Annotated in this window: 11 protein-coding genes; 6 read left to right on the forward strand and 5 right to left on the reverse strand. The window is 41.8% G+C overall.

Translation table 11 applies throughout. The annotated features are described in order from the left end of the window. Positions 1–129 precede the first annotated feature (129 nt). The 3 genes from WA256_RS09815 to greB all read right to left on the reverse strand — a co-directional run bounded on the left by WA256_RS09815 (position 130) and on the right by greB (position 1,663). Positions 130–711: a CBS domain-containing protein gene (locus tag WA256_RS09815; protein WP_058586152.1), complete on the reverse strand. Its 582-nt coding sequence runs from the start codon at positions 709–711 to the stop codon at positions 130–132. 49 nt (positions 712–760) lie between these two features. Then, entirely contained in the window at positions 761–1,066 is a 306-nt protein-coding gene (locus WA256_RS09820) for a hypothetical protein (protein ID WP_063528318.1), read from the reverse strand. Positions 1,067–1,180: 114 nt separating this feature from the next. Continuing rightward, complete coding sequence (greB, locus tag WA256_RS09825; RefSeq protein ID WP_054562853.1) at positions 1,181–1,663, reverse strand: transcription elongation factor GreB; 483 nt, start codon at positions 1,661–1,663, stop codon at positions 1,181–1,183. Positions 1,664–1,829: 166 nt separating this feature from the next. Between greB and ompR the strand changes: the two genes are divergently transcribed. After that, a complete protein-coding gene (gene ompR / locus WA256_RS09830; RefSeq protein WP_054554428.1) occupies positions 1,830–2,549 on the forward strand; it encodes an osmolarity response regulator transcription factor OmpR in 720 nt (239 codons plus the stop codon). 5 nt (positions 2,550–2,554) lie between these two features. Continuing rightward, positions 2,555–3,850 carry a two-component system sensor histidine kinase EnvZ gene (gene envZ, locus WA256_RS09835; protein WP_054562852.1) on the forward strand — a complete coding sequence of 432 codons (1,296 nt, stop codon included), beginning with the start codon at positions 2,555–2,557 and terminating at the stop codon, positions 3,848–3,850. A gap of 166 nt (positions 3,851–4,016) precedes the next feature. On the opposite strand, the gene WA256_RS09840 is transcribed toward envZ, so the two are convergent. Then, positions 4,017–6,059, reverse strand: coding sequence for a glycoside hydrolase family 97 protein (locus WA256_RS09840; protein WP_269407783.1), 2,043 nt, complete (start codon positions 6,057–6,059; stop codon positions 4,017–4,019). A 160-nt stretch (positions 6,060–6,219) separates the two neighbouring features. On the opposite strand from WA256_RS09840, the gene WA256_RS09845 reads away from it, so the two are divergent. The 3 genes from WA256_RS09845 to WA256_RS09855 all read left to right on the forward strand — a co-directional run bounded on the left by WA256_RS09845 (position 6,220) and on the right by WA256_RS09855 (position 9,729). Beyond that, on the forward strand, positions 6,220–6,837 hold the full coding sequence (locus tag WA256_RS09845; protein WP_130167404.1) for a methylamine utilization protein: 618 nt from the start codon (positions 6,220–6,222) through the stop codon (positions 6,835–6,837). Further along, a complete protein-coding gene (locus WA256_RS09850) occupies positions 6,824–8,053 on the forward strand; it encodes a hypothetical protein (protein ID WP_063527418.1) in 1,230 nt (409 codons plus the stop codon). The genes WA256_RS09845 and WA256_RS09850 overlap by 14 nt, the downstream gene beginning before the upstream one ends. Before the next feature lie 74 nt (positions 8,054–8,127). Then, positions 8,128–9,729, forward strand: a complete 1,602-nt coding sequence (locus WA256_RS09855; RefSeq protein WP_335990900.1) for a methyl-accepting chemotaxis protein — start codon at positions 8,128–8,130, stop codon at positions 9,727–9,729. A 56-nt stretch (positions 9,730–9,785) separates the two neighbouring features. Here WA256_RS09855 and speE read toward each other — a convergent pair whose 3' ends face one another. After that, positions 9,786–10,649, reverse strand: coding sequence for a polyamine aminopropyltransferase (speE, locus tag WA256_RS09860; RefSeq protein ID WP_054562846.1), 864 nt, complete (start codon positions 10,647–10,649; stop codon positions 9,786–9,788). Between the two features lie 198 nt (positions 10,650–10,847). On the opposite strand from speE, the gene speA reads away from it, so the two are divergent. Beyond that, positions 10,848–12,728, forward strand: coding sequence for a biosynthetic arginine decarboxylase (gene speA / locus WA256_RS09865; protein ID WP_055198634.1), 1,881 nt, complete (start codon positions 10,848–10,850; stop codon positions 12,726–12,728). The last annotated feature ends 2 nt before the right edge of the window (positions 12,729–12,730 follow it).

Genomic DNA, 12,730 nt, shown 5'->3' on the forward strand with positions numbered 1-12,730 from the left:
ACCTTTTTAAAAATAGAAAATCAGTAAAACTGAAGATTAATTGCCTGAATAATATCACAATAAGAAGGCCTTAAAAGCACTGCTTTTAAGGCCTGCAAAAATAGTCTTATACAACGCAGATTTTAACGCTTAGTGCGGGTGATCAACCTGCTGTAATACTTCGCTAAAGCCATTAGCAATTGGGTTGATATTAACAGGGATATGTAATTTTTTAGCGATCTCTCGAGCTGAAATCAAACCACATATTTCTTGTTTAGCACTGGTTACTAATAAGAACATCATACCTTGGTGTTCCATGGTTTGCAGTGCATCGCCAATACTTGCGTAGCTGATGCTTTGCAGGCTCACACCAGCTAAGCTGCTAAGTGGCGTCATTACATCGTGTAAGGTAATTTCGTCACGGTGTAAGTTCAAGCGCTGTGCAAGGATCATAATTTTTGAGCTTTGCAGATCAGCACTAGAGGTGATGCCGAGTAGTTTATCTTCGCTATCAACCACTAAAATAAAATCTGAGCAACAGCTATTTGTTTGCTTTAAAGCATCAACAATAGTGGTGCCGTAATGTGCACGTAAAGGGTCTTTTTTAGTAAAGCTATTAAGTACTTTTAAAGCTGAAGAAGTGAGATCTAGTGTTGGCTCAACTTCATTCACTGCATTAGATAATGCGCCATTAGAGATATCTTGAAGACGTAATTCTTTGAAATTATTCATTTTGGTCACCATACATTTTAATAAAACTGAAATAGAAAATTTGAGTTAATTAAAAAGCAGGTGGCCCTCGCTGGTGCGCGCTATAAACAGACACCTTATTACAAGGGTGAACATACGAAACCACACGTGCATCTGGCAGTGGTTGGGCTACATTAGCAATGAACGCAGGAGTATGTTTATCGAGGTCGGTATCTAAGTTGGCAGGGTCTGCACTATCACACGCAATAAAGTGAGCGGTTGGCGTAACACTGTCTGAATGGCTTTCTATATCACTGGCGTAAGATATCAAACTCACACTAATTAATAGTGCGAATACAATGGCATTACTCATTATGCGTTGTATTGCGTTTGACATACTTACTACCTTCTAAAACTCAAGTAATGATTTATCTTGAGTACCTTTAGTTATAGATCACATTTTTAGACTAAACAATCACTAATTAACGCTTTCTGAATTTTCTGGCAAAAATTATTTCGCATCCGGATAAGTTATCTCGTTGATATACCATTCTTTTGCGCCTTCAGGCGTGTTCACCGAAAAATCATCATCAACCTGTTTGCCAAGTAGCGCTCGAGCCATAGGTGCATCAATCGAAATGTAATCTTTGCGCTCGTAAATTTCGTCGGGGCCGACAATACGAAAGCGCTTTGTTTCGCCTTGCTCATTCTCAATTTCGACCCAAGCACCAAAAAACACTTTTCCCGCTTGCTGTGGGTTGTAGTCAACAATTTTAAGATCTGGCATGCGTTTACGAAGATAGCGTACACGGCGATCTATCTGTCGTAAAACTCGCTTATTAAATTGATAATCTGCGTTTTCTGAACGGTCGCCTAAGCTTGCTGCCCAAGTAACAATTTTGGTAATTTCAGGACGTTTTTCATGCCATAAATAATCATGTTCTTGTTGTAATTGCTGATACCCTTCTCGGGTTATTAAATTTGTCTTTGCCATTTTATTCAGCCTAAAAAGAAAACCAGCCGCAAGGTATAAAAGTCTTTTACCTTTGTCGAGTGGGATTTTGAAATGTTCAGTAACAATCTAAGCGCGTAATTCGTTTTTTATTCTTAACTTTTTCATTTATATTAATAAGTAACATATTACAAAAAGAATGAAAGTTATGGGACACGAAACGACAAAAGTATTGGTTGTTGATGACGATATGCGCTTACGTAGTTTGCTAGAGCGTTACCTTGTAGAACAAGGCTTTATTGTTCGCTCAGCAGCAAATTCAGAGCAGATGGATCGCTTATTAGAGCGCGAGAACTTCCACTTGATTGTATTAGATTTAATGTTACCAGGTGAAGATGGGTTATCAATTTGCCGTCGTTTACGCCAAAAAGAAAATGACATTCCAATTGTAATGCTTACAGCCAAAGGCGATGAAGTTGACCGTATAATCGGTTTAGAGCTTGGTGCTGATGATTACATTCCTAAACCATTCAACCCACGTGAACTGTTAGCGCGTATTAAAGCAATTTTACGTCGTCGTGCTAAAGAAGTGCCTGGTGCGCCTGCTGCCGAAGAAAACGAAATTAGCTTTGGCGACTTCACGCTAAACCTTGCGACCCGCGAAATGAGCCATGGTGATAAAACAATGTCGTTAACCAGTGGTGAGTTTGCGGTATTAAAAGCGTTAGTGACTCATCCACGTGAACCGCTTAGTCGCGATAAACTGATGAACTTAGCGCGTGGCCGAGATTACAGTGCGCTTGAGCGCAGTATCGATGTTCAGGTTTCACGCTTACGCCGTATGATTGAAGTGGATGCTGCTAATCCTCGTTATATACAAACAGTATGGGGCTTAGGCTACGTATTTGTGCCAGACGGTGAAAAATAACAGTAATGGGCATGTTTCCACGTAGTGCGTTTGGACAAACGGTATTTTTGGTTGCAGCCCTGCTGTTAATCAATCAAATTGTCTCTTATATCACGGTTAGTTTTTATGTTGTTAAACCAACTATAGAACAAGTAAACCTGATCCTATCTAAACAGGTGAAAACCGTGTTTATCGAATGGGAAGAAGGGGTTGAGGTAAGCAAAGAAGCCTCAGATAAGTTTTTTGAGATCACCGGCATCGAAGTGATGACCCAGCGCCAAGCGATGAGTGAAGGGTTGGCTGAAACTCGTGAGTACTCGATGCTTTCGCGCAGTATGTCGAAAGAGCTCAATGGCTCTGCTCGAGTACGTATTAGCCAAACCGATCCACTTGTTTATTGGGTTGAAGCACCGCAAGCACCGGGTTATTGGGTGCGTGTGCCGCTCACCGGCCTGCAAGAAAACAACTTAAAGTTCTTAACCTTTTATTTATCGAGTATTGGCTTTTTAAGTGTACTCGGTGGGTGGTTGTTTGCCCGTCATCTAAATAGACCTTTAAAAGCATTGCAACAAGCAGCTGTGAAAGTAGGGGTGGGTGACTTTTCTACCAAATTAGAAGAACAAGGCTCTACTGAAGTTATTGAAGTAACCCGTGCGTTTAATCAAATGTCGCGTGGTATTGCAGCTCTTGAGAATGACCGTCGGTTATTAATGGCAGGTGTTTCCCATGACCTACGTACGCCGCTTACACGTATTCGCCTTGCCACCGAAATGATGTCGGACGATGAAGATTACCTGCGTGAAGGGATCATTCATGATATTGAAGACATGAATGCCATTATTGACCAATTCATTGAATATTTACGCCATCACAAACGTGAAGAACTTGAGCTAGAAGACTTAAACGCGATTGTTTCAGAAGTTGTCGAAGCAGAACAAAAACATCACCGCACTATTACCTTTAAAGAGAATCCAAGCTTAAGCGAAGTGCCAGTGAGTATGGTAGCAATAAAGCGTGTTGTTACTAATATGATTGAAAACGCAATTCGCTATTCAGATGGTGATATAGAGGTTGAAACCCGCGTGAGCAGTAATAAAAAGTTTGCCATGGTCGTGGTTAACGATCACGGCCCGGGGATCCCAGAAAGCGAACTTGAAACTGTATTTGAACCGTTTAAACAAGGTGATGCCGCTCGCGGTAGCGAAGGCAGTGGCTTAGGCCTTGCGATAATTAAACGTATTGTCGATATGCACGGCGGCCGAGTACAACTACTTAATCGCCCAGAGGGAGGCCTCAGCGCACAAATCTATTTGCCTTTTTAAAAGTATTTAGCTTTAAGCCTTAAGCTATAAGTTTCAAGCAGCCCGAGTGGGCTGCTTTTTTATGGCAATAAAAAAACGCGACATCAAATGCCGCGCTTTTCATAATTTTTTAGCAACTAGCAACTAGCAACTAGCAACTAGCAACTAGCAACTAGCAACTAGCAGCTTACATCGCTTTAAATCGAATCGCTGTGCCGCCGCTGGTGGCAAGCTTTAACGTTAGCTTATCATCAGCAGTCACTATGCGTTTTTCTACTTTTAAGTCGTAAGGGTTATTTACCCATTCAGCTTTGTCACCGTCACGGTAGATTTGCGCTTCAAACTTTTTACCTTTATCTAAGAAGTCTAACTTCACTTCTAAAGTGCGAGCTTTTTCGTCTGTAACAGCACCTAGATACCAGTCGTTACCTGAGTATTGATCACGCTTGCGTTCTTTACGCGCAAATACAACGAAATCGCCAACTTCACCTTGTAGTGCAATACTTTGTTGCCAATCAGTTGGTACATCCTGAATAAACTGGAATGCATCTGGCTTCGCTAAATAATTACGTGGTAAATCTGCGGCCATTTGAATTGGGCTGTACATTACAACGTATAGCGCTAATTGCTTCGCTAGGGTTGTTTGTGGGCGGTTGGTATCAGCACCTAAACCGTTAAAGCCCATATCAAAAATACCTGGCGTAAAGTCCATTGGGCCTGCAAGCATACGGGTGAAAGCTAGCATTGGAATATGCTCTGGTGGGTTCGGCGGTGTACCCCATGCGTTAAACTCTTGACCACGGGCACCTTCACGAGCAATCCAGTTCGGGTATGTACGACGTAGGCCGGTATCTTTCACTGGCTCATGTGTGTTGATACTAATTTTATGTTTTGCAGCAAGTTTTACGTTGTGTAGGTATTCATTAACCATGAACTGACCATCGTGCCACTCTTTGCGTACAATGCCGTTTTCATCGATACGCTTGATGTTACCACCGTCAGCAACATAACCAGTTTTAACTTGGCTTACATTTGATTTTTCGTATAACGCAAATGCATCTTCCATTTGGTTACGGTAGTTAGTCACGTTGCCTGAAGTTTCGTGGTGACCAATTAATTGTACGCCTTTTTCTTTGCCGTAACGTGTCAGCTCTTCAATATCAAAGTCGTCGTAAGGTTGTGTGAAGCTAAAAACATCACCGTTATAGAACCAGTCGCCATCCCAGCCAATATTCCAGCCTTCAACTAACACGCCATCGAAGCCATATTTAGCAGCGAAGTCCATGTAATATTTAGTGTTTGCAGTGGTTGCACCATGAATTTTACCGCTACCCCAAGTATTTTCATTGATGTGCATCCCCCACCAAATACCTACGTATTTACCTGGTTTAACCCAAGATACATCACCCAGTTTATTTGGTTCGTTTAGGTTTAAGATGATATCTGAGTTGATTAAATCAACGGCTTCATCACCAATTTGAATTGTACGCCAAGGAGTATTAAATGCGCCGTGCTTTTTAACCGCGACACCGTCTGACCAAGGTGTTAAATCTGCTTGGAAAGTACCATCACGACGTTGATTTAAAACCATGCCTGCATAATCAATAAGGGCGGCTTCGTGAATACTGATATGCACACCCTCTTTATTTTTTATAGTAAATGGTGTGTGTACAAGTGCCGCTTTATGAAGTGGGGTGGTGTTATAAACATATTCATAACGGTTCCAACCACGAGCGGGGATCCACCAAGCTGTTGCATCTGATGAATCTGTAATAGCAAACTCTGTAAGCTCTTTAGTGATTTCTACAGCATCATAGCCAGCTTGTTTTGGTAATTCGTATCGAAAGCCGACACCATCATTAAAAGCACGAAAACGTACCGTAAATGTGCCACCTTGTGGTTGTGGTTTTTTAAAGGTAACAGCGACTTCGTTATGGTTATCAACCACAGTTTGGCGTTCACCCCAAGGTTGCTCCCAGCTGCTTTTTACCGAATCAGTGGTTTGGCTGCTAATTTTATAACCTTCACTCATTGCTGGTTGTTGTTTAAAAACAAGGCCTAACGAAGAGTTAGCAATGACTTGTTTACCGGCAAAGCTGATTTCGTAGCTAGGTGTGTGTTGCTCATCTGAGATAGTTACTTTGATCTGCCCATCAGGTGAACTGACGGTTGTGGTTTGTGCTAGGCAAGTACCTGAAAAGGCTGCTAACATTAAGGCAGTTAATCGCATTGTTGTTCCTTGGCGGCTTATGGTTATGGATTGTTGTCATGTATTCACATATATCCTTAAAGCATAAAGTGACTTGCTGGTTAATACGAGAGATCTGCATACGTATTCAACAAAGTGAACGCGGCGATATCCAGCCCAGCACCTAAAAAGGTTTAGCAAAATGACAAGAATAACCCTGTTGCTACTACTATTGTTTAGTCAATGTTTATTGGCACAGCAAATACAGATAGTTGATAAGCAGAATCAACCTGTCAAAAATGCAGTGGTTTGGCTTAAAGGCTCAAAACAACTTACATCTATTGATAGTCATTACACTATGAGCCAAAAAAAACGTGCCTTTGTGCCTCATGTGTTGGCAGTGCCACAAGGGGCTAATGTTGAGTTTCCTAACCTTGATTCAATCATGCACCACGTTTATTCATTTTCTAAAACAAAGCAATTTGAGTTAAAGCTTTACCACGATAAACCAGAAAAACCGATTAACTTTGCACAATCGGGGGTTGTTGAGCTTGGCTGTAACATTCATGACTGGATGCTGGGTTACATTGTGGTTGTCGATGGTGGGATTTATGGGCAAACAGATGAGCAAGGTATGGTTGAGTTAAGCTTACCAGAAGGTAAGTTTACTTTGGCTGTTTGGCATGACCGCTTTAATGATATCAGCACACCAGAAACCATCGATATGACTAACAATGCAAAGTCATTGAGCTACCAGCTAAAACAAGCCTTATTACCAAAACTAGAATTAAGCAGTGACGAGTTTGATGATTATGAATAAATGGCAAGCTTTAGCACTGGCGAGTGTTTTTGGGTTGCCCGCAGTGGCATTTGCTGAGCATGATGGGCTGGTAACTGTTTCGGCTGTGCGTGGTGACCAACTAGCGAGCTATCAGCGCAAAGGAATTGGCTTATACCGTTATGACCAAGAGCATGATGGTGTTGTGATATCCCAAGCTATGCTGAGTAGTCGTTTTGAGTTAACGAGTGATTGGTCTGCGCATACAGTGCTTAACGCCCATCCTGATCCTGAACTAACAGTCGGTTTTACTCAGGCTTATTTACAATATCAACCGCTCACTGCAAGTCGTTACAAATGGGCTGTTAAAGCCGGTGGCTTTTATCCAAAAATGTCACTTGAAAACCCACAAAGTGGTTGGATGTCACCTTATAACTACACTAATTCTGCGATTAATAGCTGGATTGGCGAAGAGGTGCGGGCCTTTGGTTTAGAGGCAAACATCAAGCGCCCAGGTAGGAAATTTAGAAGTAACCATAGTTTTGAAGGCTTTGCTGCGGTTTTTAAAGGTAACGATCCAGCTGGAACACTCTTGTCATGGCGAGGGTTCGCTATGCATGACAGGCAAACCACCTTTAACGAACAAATCGATTTTGCTATTCCTCATTCTTTTGAATGGACGCAGTTAGATAAGCAAGCAGAGCATGTGGAACCCTTCGAAGAAGTAGATGGGCGCTTTGGTTATTACGTCGGTGCACACTGGGATTATCAAAAAAAATCGCAATTACGTGTTTATTATTATGACAACAATGGCGATCCAGGTGCGTTGAATACCCGTACTGGTCAATATGCGTGGGATACACGTTTTTTAAGTGCGGCATGGTTGTATAAGTTTAATAAGCAAACCCGCATTATTGTACAGATCCTTGATGGTAAAACAGCGATGGGTACAAATCGTGGGGTAGACAATGATTTTTATAGTCATTTTGTTCTATTAAGTCACAAGTTGGACCAGCATCGTCTCACAATTAGGTATGATTATTTTAAGGTTAGCGATCATGATGATTGGCAATTTGATCCTAACCAAAGTCGTGGAGAAGCTTTAACCGCAAGTTGGCGTTATCAACTGTCGACCAAGTGGCAAGTAGGTGCTGAATATTCAGTGCTGAGCAGTGACGCTCAAAATAGACCCGGTATGGGATTTAATGAGCATAACTCGCAGCAGCAATTGCAACTTTCAGCGAGTTGGCACTTTTAATTTCATACACTTTTTCAGTTTTTCTACTAACATTCTAATGAACGTGCTGATTAGAATTTAAATTAGGATAATGTATGAAGTTACAAAGCATTCGCGTCAAAAGTTCTTTGCCTATTGTGCTACTCGGCATTGCTATCGTCATTTTAATTGCTGGCTATACCTATCTAATTAACCTTCAAAAAGAAGCGATTGATGCACAGTCAGAACGCTTCTTAAATGCTGTCTCTGTGGTTGTTAATGCTGACCGAGACCTATACCAAGCTAAAGTCGCAGAGCTGCAACTCGTTACCCTAATGAAAGGGGATAAAGGCCAACTTAATGATCATCAAGAAAATGCCGAACAGGTTAAAGACCGTTTCAAGCAATATTTATCTTATATGTCGCCATACTCTGAGGTGACAGCTCAGTTTCGTAACTTTGATAGCGCATTTAACGCTTGGTATGCAGCATCAACAGCTCATATTAATAACCCAGCAAATGCTTCACAAAAACAAGCGTCTGAGCAAAGCTTTTCAGCACTACGTGATATTTTAGATAAAGCCGGAGAAGCGGCAGACAAAACCTCTCAAGCAGAAACAGAAAAGCTGATGGATAAAGTAATAGGCTTTAAAGTGATGCTTATGGTGATGATTGCAGTGGTTTTAGCTGTTGCTGGTTGGTTTAGTTATTTTGTGCCGCGTCAGCTTACAAAACAAATTAACTTTGTCACAGAGCGGATTAACGAGATAGCCTCTGGAGATGGTGATTTAACAGGTCGTATCAATGTTAAAACGCAAGATGAGTTTGCTGAGTTAGCAACCGCATTTAATCGTTTTTTAGATAATCTGCAGCAGTTAATCAAAGATATTTTAGAGCAAGCGAAAGAGCTACATAATCTAGGTAACGACTTAGATAACTTTGCTAATCAAAACCATCAAGTTAACCAAAAGCTTAGCCAAGCTTCTGAGTCGATAGTCAGTGCTGTACATGAAATGAGTGTAGCAAGTCGCGAAGTAGCTAATGTGGCGCAAAACTCATCTCATGAAGCTGATAATTCACAGCAGCTAGCTAAACAAGGTTTAGCTGCGGTTGATAATTCAAGCCGTAAAATTATTGCGCTATCAGACAACATGGAGCATGCCAGCCAGCGTTCAACTGAGCTGCAACAAAGCTCAGACAACATTGCTAAAGTACTTGAAGTTATTCGTGCTATTGCCGAGCAAACTAACCTACTTGCACTGAATGCCGCAATTGAAGCGGCCCGTGCCGGAGAACAAGGGCGAGGTTTTGCGGTAGTAGCTGATGAGGTTCGTACCCTTGCAACTCGCACGCAAGAGAGTACTAATGACATTCAAACTATGGTGGAGCAGTTTGCTACAAGCGTTGAGCAGTCACTGCAAGCTATTAACAGTGGTAAGCGCTATGCCGATGAAGCGGTTGAGTCATTCACACAAACCAATGATGTGCTTAACTCAATGCAAGAGTCATCAGTTAAGGTCAATGATATGGCGATGCAGACAGCGCAAGCGACTGAAGAGCAAACTGCTGTAGCAGATGAAATTAGTCAAAATTTATCAGACCTAAATGACCAAACCCAACAAGGGGGCGGCTTAGCAAGTTCAACACAAGAAGTGGCTAATCGTATGAACCAACTCACTGATGAGCTCAATCATTTAGTGAATCGATTTAAAGTCTAATCATAAGTCAACAAAAAAGGGCTCAATGAGCCCTTTTTTACATCTAACTAAAACGCTTACTTTTTCTCAAAAGCACGTTTCATATAATTTGGTGTCGCTAATGCGCCGTGGTGAATACCTGCATTATAGTACTCTGTGCTTTGCGCCAGTGTATTTGCATCATCTTCACGAAACCCTGCGAATGCTTCTGACTTACGAGCAAGGGTTACTGACCATAAACCGCTTGGGTAAATTGGCTGTGGGAAAGGCAGCGTTTGTAGGTCAACAAAACCCACTTCTGTCATTGCATCACGCATTTCTACTAGTAGTGGCATATGCATAAGTGGTGATTCACTTTGCTGAATTAAGATGCCACCTGGGCGAAGTGCAGTTAAACAGCTAGTATAGAAAGCGTGGTTGAATAAACCTTCGCCCGGACCAACTGGATCTGTACCATCAACAATTACTACATCGATTGATTCTGGCGCTGCTTCACGCATGTACTTGATGCCGTCGTCAAACATCACTGTTGCGCGAGGATCTTGGTTTGATTCACACAGCTCAGGGAAGTATTTAAGTGACATTTGTGTCACGACTTCGTCGATATCAATTTGCGTTACGCTCTCAACACCTGGGTGTTTTAAAACTTCGCGTAAAGTACCGCAGTCACCACCACCAATGATCACAACATTTTTTGGATTTGGGTGTGCAAGCAATGCCGGATGGCTGATCATCTCGTGATAAAAAAAGTTTTCACGGCTACTTACCATAGTACAACCGTCAATAATCATCAGATTACCGAAGTCAGTTGTTTCGTACATTTCTACTTTTTGAAATGGCGATTGCTGTTCATCAAGCTTTTTAGTAATGCGTAATGAAAAGGCACTACCATCACGGTCACTAATTTCAGTGAACCAGTTGTTTTGATCTAAATTAGCCATCTTGCTTATACACTTTTGGTTAATGGTAAAAAAGGGGGGCAATTTTGCCAGTGCTTGACCAATTGCTCAATCAAATTTTAATCAGTATAGCGAATATTTTTTATCACTTTGGCATATAGCGCAATTTTTGTTAGCGTGGTCAGCCCTAGCGTATTAAAATGTGCGTTTATATTTAATGAAATTACAGAAGACATTGCCATGACTTGGGGTTTAGACAAAGCACGCGATACATACAATGTTGCTCATTGGAGTGACGGTTACTTTGACATTAACGCGCAAGGTGAGCTGGTGGCTTACCCTGATGGCGATCAAACAAAAGCTGCGGTGTCTTTATCTGAACTAACCGAGCAATTCAAAAAGCAAGGTCTTACTTTACCTGTACTAGTACGCTTTACCGACATTTTACAAAATCGTGTTGATACCCTAACGAGTGCTTTTACCAAAGCCTGTAATGCCCGTGAATACCAAGGTAGTTATACCTGTGTTTACCCAATCAAGGTTAATCAGCAGCGCTCTGTGGTTAGTAAACTACTTGCCCATCCAAGTGGTTTAGTCGGCCTTGAAGCCGGCTCAAAGCCTGAGCTTATGGCGATTTTAGGTGTAGCACAAGAGCCAATTACCATTGTTTGTAATGGCTACAAAGACAGTGAGTTTTTACGTTTAGCCTGTATCGGTCAAGGCATGGGCCATAAGGTTCATATTGTTGTAGAAAAACTGTCTGAACTAACTACCTTATTGGCTGAAATTGATGACTTAGGTATTGAGCCATCAATCGGTATTCGCATTCGCTTAAACTCGGTAGGTAAAGGTAAATGGCAAAACACCGGTGGTGAAAAAGGCAAATTTGGCTTAACTGCAGGCCAAGTACTTTCTGCGGTTGAGCTACTTAAGTCACGTAATAAACTCCATTTAATGCAACTTGTGCATTTTCATATCGGCTCTCAAATAGCCAATATCCGTGATATTCATCGAGCACTGCGTGAATGTGCCCGCCATTTTGCAGAGTTAACACAGTTAGGCGTGCCACTTAATACAGTTGATGTTGGTGGCGGTTTAGGTGTTGACTATGAAGGGTCTGGTTCACGTAGTTCGTGTTCGATGAACTACAGTGTTGAAGAGTATGCACGTAATGTAGTGAATGCATTTGCTGAAGTGTGCCAACAACATGATCTTAAGCACCCTGCCATTATTACTGAATCTGGCCGTGCGTTAACTGCGCACCACGCAGTATTAATTACAGATGTTATTGATGTTGAGCGTGCACCTAACCATGCGAATCCAACGGCGCCTGAGGCTGACAGCGTATTAGTGTTAGATGAAATGTGGCAGTGCTTACAGCGTTTAACACCACGTATGGCACTAGAAATTTATCATGATGCAATGCATCTATTTAGTGAAGCCCATGACCAATATGTGCATGGCCTACTCACTATGCTTGAATGGGCGAAGCTCGAGCAGCTGTATTTCACCATTTTACACCGCGTTCGTGCATCTCTCAGCGAAAATGCCCGTGCCCACCGTGAAGTGTTAGATGATTTAAACGAAAAGCTGGCCGATAAGCTATTCGTTAATTTCTCATTATTCCAATCACTGCCTGATGTCTGGGGGATTCAGCAACTTTTCCCTGTGATGCCAGTAGAAAACCTTCATCAGCCATTAACGCAACGCGCTATTATTCAAGACATTACCTGTGATTCTGATGGACAGATTCGTAACTATGTTGAAGGTACAGGTATTGAGAGTAGTTTACCTATTCCTGAGTACAAGCAAGGTCAGCAATACCACATTGCCATGTTCTTAGTGGGCGCGTATCAAGAAATTTTAGGTGATTTACATAACCTATTTGGCGACACAGATTCAGTGCATGTTGAGCTTACTGAAGCGGGTTACCAGCTGACTAACGCAATTAAAGGTGATAGCGTTAAGGACGTATTAAAGTTTGTTGATTATGATAGCGACATTCTTGCTGAAAACTTTGCAAAACGGGTTAACTCACTGGCAATTGATGAGCAATCTAAGGCACAATATTTGTCAGAACTAAATGCAGGCCTTGCTGGCTATACGTATTTTGAAGATTAAGC

Source organism: Pseudoalteromonas sp. CH_XMU1449-3 (genome assembly GCF_037027245.1).
GTDB classification, from domain to species: Bacteria; Pseudomonadota; Gammaproteobacteria; order Enterobacterales; family Alteromonadaceae; genus Pseudoalteromonas; species Pseudoalteromonas shioyasakiensis.

Bases quoted from the DNA above. Each gene is read 5' to 3' on its own strand.
- envZ (WP_054562852.1), top strand. From the start codon at position 2,555: ATGGGCATGTTTCCACGTAGTGCGTTTGGACAAACGGTATTTTTGGTT.
- greB (WP_054562853.1), bottom strand. From the start codon at position 1,663: ATGGCAAAGACAAATTTAATAACCCGAGAAGGGTATCAGCAATTACAA.
- ompR (WP_054554428.1), top strand. From the start codon at position 1,830: ATGGGACACGAAACGACAAAAGTATTGGTTGTTGATGACGATATGCGC.
- speE (WP_054562846.1), bottom strand. From the start codon at position 10,649: ATGGCTAATTTAGATCAAAACAACTGGTTCACTGAAATTAGTGACCGT.
- WA256_RS09855 (WP_335990900.1), top strand. From the start codon at position 8,128: ATGAAGTTACAAAGCATTCGCGTCAAAAGTTCTTTGCCTATTGTGCTA.
- speA (WP_055198634.1), top strand. From the start codon at position 10,848: ATGACTTGGGGTTTAGACAAAGCACGCGATACATACAATGTTGCTCAT.
- WA256_RS09845 (WP_130167404.1), top strand. From the start codon at position 6,220: ATGACAAGAATAACCCTGTTGCTACTACTATTGTTTAGTCAATGTTTA.
- WA256_RS09840 (WP_269407783.1), bottom strand. From the start codon at position 6,059: ATGCGATTAACTGCCTTAATGTTAGCAGCCTTTTCAGGTACTTGCCTA.
- WA256_RS09850 (WP_063527418.1), top strand. From the start codon at position 6,824: ATGATTATGAATAAATGGCAAGCTTTAGCACTGGCGAGTGTTTTTGGG.
- WA256_RS09815 (WP_058586152.1), bottom strand. From the start codon at position 711: ATGAATAATTTCAAAGAATTACGTCTTCAAGATATCTCTAATGGCGCA.
- WA256_RS09820 (WP_063528318.1), bottom strand. From the start codon at position 1,066: ATGTCAAACGCAATACAACGCATAATGAGTAATGCCATTGTATTCGCA.